At 65.1% G+C, this 15570-nt stretch carries 12 protein-coding genes; 6 read left to right on the top strand and 6 right to left on the bottom strand.

Annotated features, from left to right (window positions below; translation table 11 throughout):
- Positions 1-46: 46 nt before the first annotated feature.
- Positions 47-997, bottom strand: a complete 951-nt coding sequence (locus tag HBJ55_RS11880; RefSeq protein ID WP_167114789.1) for a LysR family transcriptional regulator — start codon at positions 995-997, stop codon at positions 47-49.
- A gap of 96 nt (positions 998-1093) precedes the next feature.
- On the opposite strand from HBJ55_RS11880, the gene HBJ55_RS11885 reads away from it, so the two are divergent.
- The 4 genes from HBJ55_RS11885 (at position 1094) to HBJ55_RS11900 (ending at position 6479) form a co-directional block, all read left to right on the top strand.
- A complete protein-coding gene (locus HBJ55_RS11885; RefSeq protein ID WP_240936080.1) occupies positions 1094-1957 on the top strand; it encodes a pirin family protein in 864 nt (287 codons plus the stop codon).
- A gap of 226 nt (positions 1958-2183) precedes the next feature.
- Entirely contained in the window at positions 2184-3929 is a 1746-nt protein-coding gene (locus HBJ55_RS11890; RefSeq protein ID WP_167114793.1) for a peptidoglycan DD-metalloendopeptidase family protein, read from the top strand.
- A gap of 95 nt (positions 3930-4024) precedes the next feature.
- Positions 4025-5884, top strand: a complete 1860-nt coding sequence (locus HBJ55_RS11895; protein ID WP_167114961.1) for an ABC transporter ATP-binding protein — start codon at positions 4025-4027, stop codon at positions 5882-5884.
- 328 nt (positions 5885-6212) lie between these two features.
- Complete coding sequence (locus tag HBJ55_RS11900) at positions 6213-6479, top strand: DUF1127 domain-containing protein (RefSeq protein WP_167114796.1); 267 nt, start codon at positions 6213-6215, stop codon at positions 6477-6479.
- Positions 6480-6529: 50 nt separating this feature from the next.
- Here the strand turns inward: HBJ55_RS11900 and HBJ55_RS11905 are convergent, their stop codons facing one another.
- The gene (locus HBJ55_RS11905; RefSeq protein ID WP_240936081.1) at positions 6530-8161 is read right to left on the bottom strand and encodes a L,D-transpeptidase family protein; all 1632 of its coding nucleotides are present in this window, start codon (positions 8159-8161) and stop codon (positions 6530-6532) included.
- 170 nt (positions 8162-8331) lie between these two features.
- Between HBJ55_RS11905 and HBJ55_RS11910 the strand changes: the two genes are divergently transcribed.
- Together HBJ55_RS11910 and HBJ55_RS11915 are read left to right on the top strand one after the other, a co-directional pair.
- On the top strand, positions 8332-9051 hold the full coding sequence (locus HBJ55_RS11910; RefSeq protein ID WP_167114799.1) for a murein L,D-transpeptidase catalytic domain family protein: 720 nt from the start codon (positions 8332-8334) through the stop codon (positions 9049-9051).
- A 329-nt stretch (positions 9052-9380) separates the two neighbouring features.
- A complete protein-coding gene (locus HBJ55_RS11915; RefSeq protein WP_167114802.1) occupies positions 9381-10733 on the top strand; it encodes an MFS transporter in 1353 nt (450 codons plus the stop codon).
- 126 nt (positions 10734-10859) lie between these two features.
- Here the strand turns inward: HBJ55_RS11915 and HBJ55_RS11920 are convergent, their stop codons facing one another.
- From HBJ55_RS11920 to HBJ55_RS11935, 4 genes are read right to left on the bottom strand one after another with little or no spacing between them, the layout of a single operon-like run.
- On the bottom strand, positions 10860-11231 hold the full coding sequence (locus HBJ55_RS11920; protein WP_206022540.1) for an AtuA-related protein: 372 nt from the start codon (positions 11229-11231) through the stop codon (positions 10860-10862).
- The gene (locus HBJ55_RS11925) at positions 11218-12636 is read right to left on the bottom strand and encodes an acyclic terpene utilization AtuA family protein (RefSeq protein WP_167114805.1); all 1419 of its coding nucleotides are present in this window, start codon (positions 12634-12636) and stop codon (positions 11218-11220) included. Before HBJ55_RS11925 ends, HBJ55_RS11920 begins: the two co-directional genes overlap by 14 nt.
- Positions 12633-14561: a TRAP transporter permease gene (locus tag HBJ55_RS11930; RefSeq protein ID WP_167114808.1), complete on the bottom strand. Its 1929-nt coding sequence runs from the start codon at positions 14559-14561 to the stop codon at positions 12633-12635. Before HBJ55_RS11930 ends, HBJ55_RS11925 begins: the two co-directional genes overlap by 4 nt.
- 18 nt (positions 14562-14579) lie before the next feature.
- Positions 14580-15557, bottom strand: a complete 978-nt coding sequence (locus HBJ55_RS11935; protein WP_240936082.1) for a TAXI family TRAP transporter solute-binding subunit — start codon at positions 15555-15557, stop codon at positions 14580-14582.
- Between the last annotated feature and the right edge of the window lie 13 nt (positions 15558-15570).

Here is a 15570-nt window from a genome sequence, read left to right on the forward strand (position 1 = left end):
GTTCTCCAAACACTGCCATTTGGTTAGTGAGAGTAACGTGCCCTGCTCATCGCTCAAGCGCAGTTTTTCCGCCCCTGCCATCGAAAAAAGCGAACGATCCCTCATGCCCCGAACAGGTACTCGCTACCGCTTCGCGTAGCGCGCGGGCCATGGCGTGGGTCGCAGGGCCCGCGCGATCGCGGTCGCGAAAGATCATCTGCATGGGAACCTCACGGATAACGCCGGCCGAGAGCGGCAGCGGGCGCATCAAGCCATTTTTCAGGTCGTCGTGTATGCGCGTTTCGGGTAGCCAGGCGAACCCCAGGCAGCGCCGGATCATGTCGATGGAGGTCTCGAGATGGCTGACCGTCCAGCGCTGCTCCGCCTTGAGCCAGCCGGCATCCATCGACTGTCGCAGCGCCGAGTCGCGTACCACCAGTTGGCGATGACGCTGCAGGTCGCGCAGGTCGAGCTCACGATCGAGCGCGTGCAGCTCATGGTCGCGGTGGGCCACGGCAATGAAGCGGACCGACACCAGCGGCTCGCCGAGGAAGCCCTGTGCGGCGAGTCCCGAGATGGCCAGATCCGCACGGCCGTCGTAGAGCATCTCGATGCCACCGTTGAGCACGGTTTCATGGAGCTGTACACGCACGTAAGGATATTCGGTTGAAAAACGGCTCAACGCTGCCGCCAAGGCAGCCGTGGGAAAGATCTGGTCGACCGACAGGACCACTTCGGCCTCGAGCCCCTCGGAGAGGCGACCGGCAACGTCCTCCAGCGCCTCGGCGCTCTCGATCAGTTGGCGCGCCCGGCGCAGCAGCATTTCGCCGGCCTCAGTCAGACGCACCTGGCGCCCCACCGGCTCCAGCACTCTGACGCCGAGCTGCTCCTCGAGCTTGTGCACGGCATGATTGAGGGTGGATGGGCTCTTGTGAATCGCCTCGGCGGCGCGGGCAAAGCCGCCGTGGTCGACGACTGCCGCGAGCATCTGCCACTGGGCCAGGGTGACGCGGGACATATTCGACTTCCTCGAATGAAAGCTGCGAAACGTTGCGCTTAATCTTCGAAAAAAACGGTCTAGAATGCCAGGCATATCCACCATTTGAGAACCACAATGGGAGACCGCACCATGGTCGCCAGCCCCGGTATTCGTCGCATCGAAGGCCTGATCCAGAGCCACCCCAGCCAGGATGGCGACGGCGTTCACATCCAACGCATCCATCGCTTCGACGGTGAACTCGACCCCTTCCTGATGCTCGACGAACTTGGCTCCGATCGACCCGACGACTACATTGGCGGCTTCCCTCCGCATCCGCACCGCGGCATTCAGACGCTGACCTACATCATCCATGGCGGCATCACCCACGAAGACCACCTGGGACACAGCAGTACCATCCAGGCCGGCGACGCCCAGTGGATGCATACCGGCCGCGGCATCGTTCACGCCGAAATGCCGCTGACCGATAGTCAGGGGCTGCATGGTTTCCAACTGTGGCTCAACCTGGCGGCACGGGAAAAACTGAGCGAAGCACGCTACCGCGATGTGCGCAGCGGTGAAATGCCGCGCCTGCAATCCGGCAAGGGGGAATTGATTGCGCTCGGTGGCAGCTGGACGACGCAGGCCGGAGAGAGCGTCGCGGGCCCGCTGGACTCCCTGGCCGGCGACGGCGCCGTGGCCCATGCGCGGCTCGAGGCTGGCGGCGAAATGGCGCTCGTGACAAGCAGTGAAACGCTGGCCGTATACGTCTTCGACGGTGCCCTGCAAATCGCCGGCGAGAATGTCGCAGCCGGCCAGTTGGCCCGTCTCGGCGAAGGCGATACGCTGGCCCTCTCCAGCCGCGAGGGTGCCCAGTGCTTGATACTCGCCGGCACGCCGCATGGTGAACCGATCGTCCACTATGGCCCTTTCGTGATGAACCACATGCACGAGATCGACCAGGCGCTGCACGACTATCGCAATGGCAGCTTCACCGACTGACGCATGCCATTCATTTACCGAACAGGGGTTGTTTCCTACCTTATATTCACGTTCAATGACTTTGTTGAACAGTGTTCGACAACATTTAGACCGCCTGGAGCCTAATGCGAGGGGCTCCGGGCGCGCCTTGCTGTATGGACGTACAGTCTAGGCAGGCCATATATCATGGGTTAAGGTTCCCGTGGCTTTTTATATTCTTGTCATCTTTTTTTATGGCCTAATACACATGTTGCGAATCCTCCATTCGCTGCCCCGCACGCATAAGTTGCTGCTATTACCCGTCGCCACCATGGTGACCGTGCTGGGCGCGCAAAAGATCGTTACCTTTGTCGAGAATACCCAGCGACAAGGGCAAGTCCCCGAAACCGTACTCTATCCCCTGTCGCCAGAGGCCCAACCCGGCCTCCCCGCTCTCAACAGCGAACGCTACTCCGTCGCCGATGCCATCGAAATCGCCACCCAGGCCATCGACGCCACCCGAGACTACATCCCTCTCTCCCAGTTGCAGCCCAGCGAGATCGTCGACCTTTCCGGAGTCACCGTGGCCCAGGCAGGGCAAGCGACGTCCCCCACTCCCGCCGCTGCCGAGCTCGATGCCGCTACCGCTACCGCAAGCCTTTCCGCTACGACCGGCGACACCAGCGGCATCGAACTGGCAACGGAGCTGGATTCCGGTGCGCTGCACATGGCCATGGTCATCGGCACCCTGGCTAGCGGCATGCTCGACGACATGCATACCGACGACGAGGCGCTTGCCGCCGATGCGACCTCCTACGAGGATTATCCGGACGAAGAGCTGGCGCTGTTCGAGGATGGCCCCATCAACTTCAACCAAGAAGTTGTCGCCGCCGAACCCTTCGTGCCGGAATGGCGCACCTACACCGTGCAGCAGGGCGACACCTTCGCCGTGCTGGCCCAGAACGAGCTCGGCCTCGGCTACAGCGAGGCGATGCGCCTGCTCGACGACATGCCCGACAAGCGTCTGCTGACACACTGGCGGGTCGGCAACACTTTCGAGTATCAGCTCGACGAGCAGGAACGCCTGCTGGCCATGCGAATCATGAAGAACGCTCGCGAAGGTTTCATGCTAGAGCGTGATGAGGATGGCTTCGACGTGGCGACCATCGAGCGCGCCGGCGAAGCCACCCAGCGCCTGTTCGCCGGCAGCGTCAGCGGCAGCTTTGCCCGCTCCGCCCAGGCCACCGGCCTCTCCAGTACCGAAGTGGCACAGGTGTCACGCCTGCTGGAGAAGAAGCTCGACTTCCGCCGCGACACCCGCCGCGGCGATGAATTCCAGGTGCTTATCGAGTCCGACATCATCGACGGCGCCAGCTTCGATTCCCGCGTGCTGGCCATCGAGTACCAGGGCGCCCGCATGGACCTGACGCTGGTTCGCAACAGCGATGACAACAACTTCTATACCCCGGACGGCCAGAGCCTCGATCCCGCCTTCAGCCGCTACCCGTTCGAAGGCAGCTATCGCATGAGCTCCAGCTTCAACCCGCGCCGCACACATCCGGTGACGGGACGCGTCAGCCCGCACCGTGGCACCGACTGGGCGATGCCCATCGGCACGCCCGTTACGGCACCTGCCGATGGCCGCGTCGAGAAGGTCGGCAACCATCCGATGGCGGGGCGCTACATCGTGGTTCGCCACGACAACGGCTACCGCACGCGCTACCTGCACCTTTCGCGCGCGATGGTCAATCGCGGCGACCGTGTCTCGATGGGTGAACGCATTGCGCTGTCGGGCAATACCGGCCGCAGCACCGGCCCTCACCTGCACTATGAAGTCATCGTCAACAACAACGCGGTCGATGCCATGAAGGTCGAGCTACCGGAGAGCCAGAGCCTCGACGGCGAACGCCTGATGGCCTTCCAGCGCGAGGCGGAGCCACTGCTCGCCGCACTGCGTTCCGGCCAGACCGGGCCAGTGGTGGCCTCGGCCGACGCCGAGAACGACGACGACTGATCGAGCGTTGGCCAACCGCTAGCTAGCACGCCCCATGACGCCCTGCTCTTCAGCAGGGCGTCGTTTCTTGAACGGAGCCCTTGCTCACTCAGCCCATGCGCCGCGCCTCCCCTGCCCTACCGCCGCCCGCTGGCAGCCGCCTGATGACCTTCTTCGGCGTCTTCCGCTACAGCCGCCGCGCGCTGACACTAGTGTGGCAGACTTCCCGCACGCTCACCCTGGGACTGGCGATCTGCACGCTGATTGCCGGCGTACTGCCTGCCGTCGCCGCCTGGATCGGCCAGCTCATCGTCGATGCCGTGGTCGCGGCCATGGCCCATCACCGCGAGACAGGCGCCGCCCTGACCTTCGAGAACACCTGGCCGGTGATGCGCTACGTGCTGGCGGAGGCCGGCGTGATCGCCGCCATCGCCTTGGCCCAGCGTGGGCTCTCGGCACAGCAGTCGCTGTTGCGAGCGCTGCTGGGGCAGAAGGTCAACGTCATGATCCTGGAAAAGGCGAGCACGCTCTCGCTTACCCAGTTCGAGGATAGCGAGTTCTACGACAAGCTCACCCGGGCCAGGCGCGAAGCATCGACCCGCCCGCTGGGGCTGGTCAACAAGACTTTTTCCCTGCTGCAGAATGCCATTTCGCTGGCCAGCTTCGGCGTGCTGCTGGTGCAGTTCTCGCCCTGGGCGATCCTGATCCTGGTGATCGGCGCCCTGCCGGTATTCGTCTCCGAGGCCAAGTTTTCCGGCGACGCCTTCCGCCTGTTCCGCTGGCGCTCGCCCCAGACCCGCATGCAGATCTACCTGGAAACCGTGCTGGCGCGTGAGGACAGCATCAAGGAAGTCAAGCTGTTCGGGCTGGAGCCGCTGCTGCTCGAGCGCTACCGCAAGATCTTCGACACCCTCTACGGCGAAGACCGGCGCCTGACCATTCGCCGCGAGAGCTGGGGCTTCCTGCTGGGCCTGCTCGGCACGCTGGCCTTCTATGGCGCCTATGCCTGGGTGGTGGTGGAGACGATCTCGGGCGCGTTGACCCTGGGCGAGATGACCATGTACCTGATGGTCTTCAAGCAGGGCCAGGCGGCGCTCTCCGCCAGCCTCACCTCGATCAGCGGCATGTACGAGGACAACCTCTACCTGTCGAATCTCTACGAGTACCTGGAGCAGCCGGTGGCTCCCGAAGGCGGTACCCTCACCCAAGGCGCCCATCCCGGCGACGGCATTCGCTTCGAGAATGTCGGCTTCACCTACCCCGGTGCCGAGAGGTCAGCCCTACGCGACATTTCCCTGCATGTTGCGCCAGGGCAGAGCCTGGCCCTGGTCGGGGCCAACGGCTCCGGCAAGACCACGTTGATCAAGCTGCTCACCCGTCTCTACGAACCCAGCAGCGGCCGTATCCTGCTTGACGGCAGCGACCTGCGCGAGTGGGACGTGGCCACCCTGCGCCGGCGCATCGGCGTGATCTTCCAGGACTTCGTGCGCTATCAACTCAAGGTGGGCGAGAACCTGGGCGCCGGCGACGTCGAGGCCTTCGCCGACGAAGCGCGCTGGCAGGAGGCCGCCGAGCGCGGGCTGGCCGACGAATTCATTCGCGACATGCCCGGCGGCTACCATACCCAGCTCGGACGCTGGTTCAAGGGCGGCCAGGAACTCTCCGGCGGCCAGTGGCAGAAGATCGCCCTGGCCCGGGCCTACATGCGCGAGAGTGCCGACATCGTGGTGCTAGACGAGCCCACCGCGGCGATGGATGCCGCCGCAGAAGCGGCGGTCTATGCCGACTTCCGCGAGCATCGCCGGGACAAGATGACCATCCTCATCTCGCACCGCTTCTCCACGGTGCGCGCCGCCGACCAGATCGTCGTCATCGACGGCGGCGAGGTCATCGAGCGCGGCGACCATGACAGCCTGATGGCGCAGAACGGGCTCTATGCCAGGCTGTTCCGGCTGCAGGCGGAGGGCTATCGCTAGGCCCGGACAAAATCCCCTCCATCCGTTGACGCTTGTTCAGCGTTTGGCTATAACGAAAGAGTCGCATCGTCGATGCGGCACAATCCCCAACCCATCACCTTTCAAGAGACGCGTTCCTCATGCGCTGGCTACCACAAGGCTACAAGGCAAATTGGCAACATCGCGTATTTCATAACGCGATGCGTACCCGTTTGCTGCTGCCGTGTGCCAGCCGTCGAAACGACGACACCTGAAGGACGCTGGCCGCGGCACTTGTCGCGGCCAAGCATGATTCATTCCTCGCCTACCGCGCTCAAGTTCCCGGCCTCCACTCAAGGAGACCGAGACCATGGCAGTATTACGCACCACCCGTCGCCTGCTTCGCGCCGTGCGCACACACTATGCCAACCGTCGTCGTGACGCCTCGCTGCGCGACTGCGACCCACGCATGCTCAAGGACATTGGCCTGCGCTGGGAACGCGGCAAGCTGATGCCGATCCATTCGGAGCATCCCGCTTCCGCCGAGCCACAGGCCGGCGGCAGTGCCGGCAGCAAGCTCAGCGCAGCCGAAAGCATGCATGAGGTCTGTCCCCGCTGTGGGGCGCGCCTGGCTTAGCCAAGGCCCCGGTCACAGGACGTGACCGGGGCCTTTCCCTGCCCGCTGGCTCAAAGTGTCAGCGGGCGATCCAACGCGCGCAGCAGGGCATCGTCGCGCTCGTAGATATCGGGACGGAACGAGAGCTCACCGTCATCGCCGGGATTGACCGTCCAGTAATGGATGATGATCGGCATGCGATGGGCCAGGCGCACGTTCTGTGTCTCGCCGCCCTCTATCCGCCGCTCCACGTCGTGACCGCTATTGGTATCGTCGAACAATAGCTGCCCCAGCTCGCGAATGTTCTCCACCCGGATGCAGCCGGAGCTGAAGGCACGCTGTTCGCGAGAGAAGAGATCCTGGGCCGGAGTGTCGTGGAGATAGACCATGTGCTCGTTGGGAAAGCGGATGACGAGTTGCCCCAGGGCATTCTGCGGGCCCGGAGCCTGGCGCAGGACGATGTTGCCGGGGTTGTCCCAGTCGATCTCCCAGGGGTCGAGGGGAGCGCCCGACGGGCTCAGCACCTGGATCCGCTCGCGCCACAGATAGCCGAGATCCTGCCGCACCTTGGGTAATACATCCTCGCGCTTGATGGTGGGCGGTATCGTCCAGGTGGGATTCACCGTCAGGTGTGTGATTTCCGAACGTAGCGAGGGCGTGCGCCGATACGGCCGGCCCACCACGATGCGCGAACGCCAGATCTGGCCGTCAGGGCGATAATAGTTGAGCCGGTAGCCGGCAATGTCGACCAGCACGAAGGACTCCGGCAAGCCATGCAGCAGCCAGCGAGCACGCTCCATGTTGAGGCGGATCTGGTCGATGCGGCGCTCCACCGGAACATTGAGCGCCGCCAGGGTCTGGCGCCCGACGATCCCATCCGCTTCCAGCAGGTGCCGACGCTGGAAGCGCTTTACCGCGGCCTCGAGGCTGGCATCGTAGCGGCGCGGATCAGGCGCCTCGAACTCCCCACCGGGGAAGATGTCGTTATCGGCCATCATTATCTCGAGTTCACCGATGACCGCTAGACGCTCGCGCAGCAGTGGGACGTCTTCGTCGACGTCTCCCGGGCGTAGCGCCTGCTCCCGCTCCGGCAGGCGCGGCCAGCCTCCCAGCTTCTCGATGTTGCGATAGCGCGCCAGCCCCGAGCGCAGCCGCTGATAGGGGACGAAATCCGGCCGCACTTCGCCGATCAGTGCCTCGAATCTCTGCTGATCCACGGCACCGGACACTGCCGCGAAGGAGTAATCGGGGGGCGCCACAGGCACCTCCCAACCGGTTTCGAGCGCTTCGGGATCGACCTTGCCGCGCTGCAGATGGTCGAGTGCCATCAGCAGTTGCCGCGTGGCGAAAAGATCGTATTGCGCCTGCGCCTCGACATCGGCGCCGTCGTCATAGACCGCTCGATGCCGACTCCTCAACTCATCCGGGCGATAATCCTGAGGATGGAGCCCGTCGCTTTCGAGGGTATGCAGCGCCGAAGTGAACGCAGCCACCGCGTCGGCATCCTGCCATGCCGGACGATAGTCACGCAGGGCATAGAAATCCTGTATTCGTGCCCCTTCCGAAGCCGCCTGACGGGCCAGCTCTCCCACCACGCCCGGCTCATCTTCCCACGCTCTTGCTGCCTCTCCCTGCTCCGCCCAGGCCAAGGGTGCAAGGCCAAGCAACAGCATCAACATTCCCATCCATGTAATAACCCGCATCTATTGCTCCTGCTCCGTTGATGGCTAGTCTGGTCTTCCTGGCCACTCTCTTCATAATAGGGCCTGGTACATGGCTGCCAGTCAGCCGGGTCCGTTTTTACCTTATTCACCCTTTTCTGTTTCTGCGAGCGGCACCTGCCATTCGCGGCGTCAACGTATAGGCATGTTCGATGCGCTTTCTACCGACCCTGGCCGCCTCCCTGCTGGTCACACTACCCACAGCCCTTTCCAGCACCGTCCACGCCGGTGATTTCCTGGCCCAGGCAGGCCTCTCTTACCCAGCCTCTTCGCCGTTGAGCCAGACCCTGACCCGCCTCGCGCCGGACGCCGACCCGCAGGTGCTGGAGCTTGCCGCCAGCGCCCTGGCCTGCGCCGAGCCCGATGCCGAACGGCTGGCAGTGATCGACTTCTCGCGCCCTTCCACCGAGCCGCGCCTGTGGGTCTTCGATCTGGCGAAGGAGCGGCTGATGTTCGAGGAACTCGTCTCCCACGGCCGCGGCTCGGGCGATGCCGAGGCCACGCTATTCTCCAACACCCCCGAGAGCCACCAGTCGAGCCTGGGCCTGTTCCGCACCATGAACAGCTACTACGGCAGCAACGGCTACTCGCTGCGCCTGGAAGGGCTGGAAGATGGCGTCAACGACCTGGCCTACCAGCGCGCCATCGTGATCCATGGCGCCGATTACGTCAGCGAATCCTTCATTCAGAAAACCGGCCGGCTGGGCCGTAGCCATGGTTGTCCGGCGGTACGCCAGGAAGTGACCTACCCGTTGATCGACAGTATCAAGGAGGATCATTACCTGTTCGCCTACTACCCCGACCCCGAGTGGCTGGAAAACTCCGCCTTCCTCAGTTGCGACCGGGCACCCACGCAGTTGGCCATGCACTGAGCCCTTCGTCATTCCTGTGCGCGACCTTGCGCACTTTCCTCTCGCCCCCTGCCGCTTTCGCAGCACCAGCAGGGGGCACTCTTCTGCGGCGCTGCACCATTCTTATCACGCCGCGTTCGCAGTCGGCCATTCCCGCCACCACCCATCAGACCACAACTGAATGTTTTAAAAGAACAAGCCATCGGTGTGGCAAACAGGTTGCTTGATATAAATCAAATGCTGGGTAGGCGTGGACCAGGCTTCTCGAGGGAAGCACGAGTGCGTCAGACCTGACCTTCAACGGAGAAGGGCGAACTCACGTATCGGCAATCCGTACGAGGTCCTAGCCCATGGAAATTCGCAACAAGGCGAACCGCATCCGCCTCCTGAGCCTGCGCACGCCACAGATGCGCGCCTTCCACTTCTCCTGGTTCGCCTTCCACCTCTGCTTTTTCGGCTGGTTCGGTATCGCCCCGCTGATGGCCATCGTGCGTGACGACCTGGGGCTGACCAAAACCCAGATCGGCAACACCATCATCGCCTCGGTGGCCATTACCATTGTGGTACGTCTGGTCATGGGTGTGCTCTGCGACCGAATCGGGCCGCGTAAGGCCTACACCTGGCTGCTGTGCCTGGGTTCGCTACCGGTGATGGGCATCGGCCTGGCCTCCAGCTTCGAGACCTTCTTCCTGGCGCGCCTGGCCATCGGCGCCATCGGCGCCTCCTTCGTCATCACTCAGTACCACACGTCGGTAATGTTCGCGCCCAACGTGGTCGGCACCGCCAATGCCACCTCGGCCGGCTGGGGCAACCTGGGTGGCGGCACTACGCAGATCCTGATGCCGCTGATCTTCTCGGGCATCCTGATGCTCGGCGTCAACGAGGCGCTCGGCTGGCGCCTGGCGATGATCGTCCCCGGCGTGGTGCTGTTCTTCGCCGGTATCGGCTATTACCGGTTCACCCAGGACGCTCCTGACGGCAACTTCGACGAGCTGCGCGCCCGCGGCGAACTCCCCGAAGCCAACGGCGAGCACGGCATGGGCGCGAGCTTCAAGGCCGCAGCCAAGGATATCCGCGTGTGGGCGCTGTTCGTGGTATACGCCGCCTGCTTCGGCGTCGAACTCACCATCAACAACATTGCCGCCATCTACTTCTTCGACAACTTCGACCTGACGCTGGCCACCGCCGGCATGATCGCCGGCCTGTTCGGGCTGATGAACATCTTCGCCCGCACCCTGGGCGGTGTCTTCTCCGACCTGTTCGCGCGCAACGGCGGCCTCAAGGGTCGCGTGCGCTGGCTGTTCGTCGCCATGCTCTGCGAAGGCATAGCGCTGCTGTTCTTCTCGCAGATGCACGTGCTGACGCTGGCCATCGGCATCATGCTGGTGTTCAGCCTGTTCGTGCAGATGGCCGAGGGAGCCACCTTCGGCGTGGTGCCCTTCATCAACAGGAAGGCGCTGGGGGCGGTGGCCGGGATCGTCGGCGCCGGCGGCAATGCCGGTGCCGTGGCGGCCGGCTTCCTGTTCCGCTCGGAGTCGCTCTCCTACCAGCAGGGGCTGTTCTATCTCGGCATCGCCGTGATAATCGCCTCGCTGTGTGCCCTGGTCGTGCGCTTCTCGCCCGAAGTCGAAGCCGAGGAAGCCAAGGCCTATACCGACGCGGTGGGCGAGGACACCGGCGCCGGTGCGCTGAGCTTGCGCTGAGACGAAAGCGCCCGGCAACCTGGTGCCAGGTTGCCGGGCCCGCCTTGATAGATCAGCGCCAGAACAACGGCGCCTGCCCAGGTTCCCGTGACGATGTCATGCGAATCCGGGCAGGCGCCGTTCCTTTCAGCGGAGCACGTCTTCGACCACCATGCTCATCCCCAGCAGCAGGAAGGAGAGCGTCTTGCCATGGCCATCCAGGTTGAGCGCACCGTTGACGCCGCCCTGCAGCACGTCATCGATCACCAGGTTCATGCCGGCAAGCCCCGGCATCAGGTAGCGGCGTACGCGGCTGGCGCCGCGGTGGGCAAACAGCGCCAACACCCGCTCCTCGGTGACCTGCTCCACCAGCGTCGCGTAATGATGCGGGTCGTAGGCAAACAGCGCCAGGTTGAGCCGGTCGCCCTTGTCGCCGGCGCGGGCGTGGGCCAGGCGATGCAGCGCCACCTCACGCCCACCGGCCGTGCTTGCGGCCATGTTCGTTTCAGTGGGCGACATCGGCGTCTCTCCTCTCGTTGGCCATCTTCGTCTCGAAAAGAGTGGCATCGAACAGGGTGGCGAAGGCTTCCACGTCGCTGCGCTTGACCAGATAGGAAGCCGTGCATACGCGCCGCTGGAACTGGCGCCGCACCCCGCCGCCGCCGGCCGGGCCGGCGCAATAGAGAGCCAGCAGTTCCTGGGTGGCGCGCTCCACCCAGCGCCGTTCGGAGTGCTCGACGGCCAGGCGCAGACGATAGTCGCCGCCGGCGCTCGCCGGCAGCGTGCGCTGCAGGTCGCCGACATCGCTGTCGAACACGCTGGCATGGCCGACGATGTCCAGCCGCGAGCGCAGCTCCACTGGAGCTCGGAACGTCAGCCGCTCGCGCAGCACCTCGGCGGCGAGCCGGGCCCTGGCCAGGGCGTTGGGCCCGGCGTAGGAGATCTCCGCCTCGCCCTGCCAGCCGCCTTCGTAGCAGACGGTGGTCTTGAGCCGCTGCGGGGCCGGCTTGCCGCGGATGCCGGTCACCGCTACCCGGTCGGGGCCGAGCTCCTCCACCCGCACGGAGGAGAGATCCACCACCACATCGGGGGTCAGGTAATTGGCCGGGTCGTGCACTTCGTAGAGCAGTTGCTCCTTGACCGTGCGCGCGGTGACCATGCCGCCGGTACCGGCGGGCTTGGTCACCACCAGGCGACCATCCTCCTCCACCTCGATGATCGGGTAGCCGACCCTTGCCAGGTCCGGCACCTCCTTGCAACCGGGGTCGGCGAAGTAGCCCCCGGTGACCTGGGCCCCGCACTCGCCCAGGTGGCCGGCCATCATGCCCGCTGCCAGGCGGTCCCAGTCGTTCCAGGCCCAGCCGAAGTGGTGCACCAGCGGCGCCAGGAACAGCGCCGGGTCGGCTACCCGACCGCTGACCACCACCTCGGCGCCGAGTTCGAGCGCCTCGACAAGGGGCGCCGCCCCCAGGTAGACGTTGGCCGAGATCAGCGCCTCCTCGCCGGGCAGCTCGCGGTTCTCCGCTTCCCAGCGCTGCAGCTCCAGCTCGCCGAGGCGCGCGCGGATGTCGTCGCCATGCACCCGGCCGATGCTGGCGCCCCCCCGCCCGGTGGTGGCGGCCAGTTCGGCCACCACGCGACAGGCGCCGTCCGGGTTGGCCGCGCCAAAGTTGCCGAGAATCGCGATCCCGTGGCGCAGGCAGTCGTCGAGCACCGGCGCCAGCAGCTCCCCGAGCAGCGGCTCGTAGCCGGCCGCCGGGTCGTCGCGCATGGCGCGATGGGCTGCCGCCAGGGTGCGCTCACCCAGGGTCTCGAAGAGCAAGGCGGCGGGCTGGCCGCGACGGATCAGCTCGGCTACCACCGGAATGGCCGCATCGGTGCGGTCGCCGGAGAATCCCGCCCCGCTTCCCAGCAGAAAGGTCATGAGTGGGTCTCCTTGGCCGGTATGCCTTGAGCGTTCGGTGTCTTCTCGCCAAGCCTTCTCTCACCAGAAGAGGCCGCCACCAGGCGCTGGCGGCGCCGGGCGAAGAGCGCCACCAGCAGCAGCAACGCCCCGGCCGTGGTCAGCCAGCCGGGAATGAGCGCCAGGCCCACCACCAGCACGAGCCCCGCCACGTCCAGAAGCCGGTTGCCGCTCATCGCCACCCGCGACATCAGCGCGGCGAAGGCGACCACGAACACTACGCCCTGGGAGCAGGCCAGCATGATATCCACGGCACTGCCGAAGCCGGCCAGGGCGGGGTAAATCAGCAGCAGGAAGGGAATGACGTAGATCGCCGCCGCCAGGCGCACCGCCTCGCCCGCCGCCGGCAGCCAGTTGGTACCGGCAATGCCCGCCGCGACGAAAACCGCCACGCACACCGGCGGCGTGATGACCGAGAGGGTGGCGAAGTAGAACACGAAGAGATGGGCGATCAGCGGCTCGACGCCGATGGTGGTGAGCGCCGGTGCCAGCACCGAGGCCACCAGCACGTAAGCCGCCGTGGTGGGAATGCCCATGCCCAGGATCAGGCACACGCCACCGACGATGAAGGCGACCAGGAACAGCGACTCGCCACCCACGTTGACGATCAGGCTGGCGAGCGTCACGCCGATGCCGGTCATGCCGATCATTGCCACCAGCATCTGCGCGCCGGCCAGCAGCACGCCGATGATCACCATGCCCTTGCCGGCATCGATCAGCCCCGCCAGCAGCTTGCCGGCGATCTCGCGCAGCGGCCTGCGCGCCAGCAAGGCAAAGGGCACGAAGGTCAGCACCGTCATCAGGATGCCGTAGAAGGCCGCCATCTGGATCGAGCGTCCCGACAGCACGCCGTAGAAGAGCCCGCCCAGCGCCGCCAGGATCGGGATGATCCGCTCCGGGCGCAGTACATCCGGCCAGGTGGGCAGTTCATCGTCGGGCACCACCTGCAGGTTGCGGCGCTTGGCCACCAGATGAATGGTCATGAACACGCCGAGATAGAACAGGATGGCCGGCAGCAGTGCGGCGAGCGCGATGCGCAGGTAACTCTCGCCGAGGATCTCGGCCATGATGAAGGCCGCCGCGCCGAGGATCGGCGGGGCGATCTGGCCGCCGGTAGAAGCCACCGCCTCCACTCCCGAGGCGAAAGGCGCGGGATAATTGAGCCGCTTCATCATGGGAATGGTGAAATTGCCGGTGGTGGCCACGTTGGCCACGGCACTGCCGCTGACCATGCCGAACAGTCCCGAGGCCACGGTGGCGACCTTGGCCGCACCACCCGGCGAGCGACCGCTGATGCGCAGCGCCAGATCCATGAAGGTCTGGCCGCCGCCGGTATGCAGCAGCAGGCAGCCGAACAGCACGAAGGCGGCGATGGTGGTAGCGGCTACGCCGACCAGCATGCCCCACACGCCCAGGTCACCCAGGTAGAGCGTCTCGGTAATGAAAAAGAGGTCGAAGCCGCGATGCCCCAGCGGCCCGGGAATCGCCGCCCCAAGCCAGGCATAGGCTAGCCCCGCCAACACCAGCAGCGGGAATATCGCGCCGATGGCGCGCCGTGAGAGTTCCAGCACCGTAACCACCAGCACGCCGGTGAACAGCATGTCCTGCGGCGTGGCCCAAGGCAGCTCGACGAGAATCCGTTCATGGTTCATCGCCACGTAGCCGCAGGCCAGCACCGTGCCGACGGCCAGGCACAGGTCGACGGCCAGCCCCAGCGGCCGCCAGCGCCTGTCGGCACCCAGCGGATAGAGGGTCAGCCCCAGCAGGATCACCAGCGCGAGAAAGATGGCCCGCTGGATCAGGCTCTCGAAGGGGCCGGACGCCGAGGTGTAGAGGATCAGCCCGCCCAATGCGAGGGCCAGCAGCTTGGTCAGATTCTCGCGCATGGCAATCGCCTCCTGGCGTTACTCGACGGGCTGCAGGGCGTCGGGAATCTCCAGCCCCTGCTCCTCGAAGTAGCGTGCCGCACCGGCATGCAACGGCACGGTACCGACCTCCAGGGTCATCTGCGCCAGGTCCTCGTCGCGCACGGCCGAGAAGGCGTTGGCCTGCGGCTCGGGGTTCTCCATCACCGCCTTGACGATCTGGTAGGCGGTCTCTTCGTCGAGGTCCGGGTGCGCATGCACGGCAACGCCGAAAGCCCAGGTGGTATAGGCCGGAATGCCTTCGCCGGCGCCTTCGGGAATATCGACCACGGCCAAATCGGGCATCTCGGCACGCAGGGTGTCGGCCTGCTCCTCGGAGAGCGACAGCACGTTGACCGGCGTGAAGGTAGCGATGTCCATTGTCGAGCCGTCGAGCTTGTTGCCGACCCCCGACTTGACGTAGCCCATGATGCGACCGTCCTTGATGGAATCGACCACGTCGGTGGTCGAACCGCGTACGTAGTCGGGCGAGATGCCGAGGGTCTCGAATACCGCTTCGGTGGTGCTCTCGGTAGCCGAGCCGGTAATACCCGGATTGAAGCGCACGCCGTCGAGCTCCTCGAGGCTGGAGGCATCGGCATCATCGCGTATCACCACGTTCTGGGGCGCCACGGTATAGACCCACAGCAGGCGGCTGTCGACCGGACGACCGTCGAAGTCCTGTTGCCCCGCATAGGCGTGGTAGCCGGTGTTGGTGGTCACCAGCCCCATGTCGATCTGATTGCGGCTCAGGCGGCGCAGGTTGTCGACGGTGGCCCCGGTTTCCGCCACCGAGGCGCTGACACCCTCGACCTGGTTGTTGATGATCTGATTGACGGCGACGAAGTAACCGTAGTGGCTCGACGAGCTGGAGGTCGAGCCGATCAGCAGGCGCTCCTGGGCCTGTACGGCAGCGGCAGAAAGCAGGGTGGCGCTGGCCGCCACGGCGGCCAGCAGGGTCTTCATGGTTGGCTTCATGAGTGGCTCCTTG

Source organism: Billgrantia bachuensis (assembly GCF_011742165.1).
Taxonomy (GTDB): Bacteria; Pseudomonadota; Gammaproteobacteria; order Pseudomonadales; family Halomonadaceae; genus Halomonas; species Halomonas bachuensis.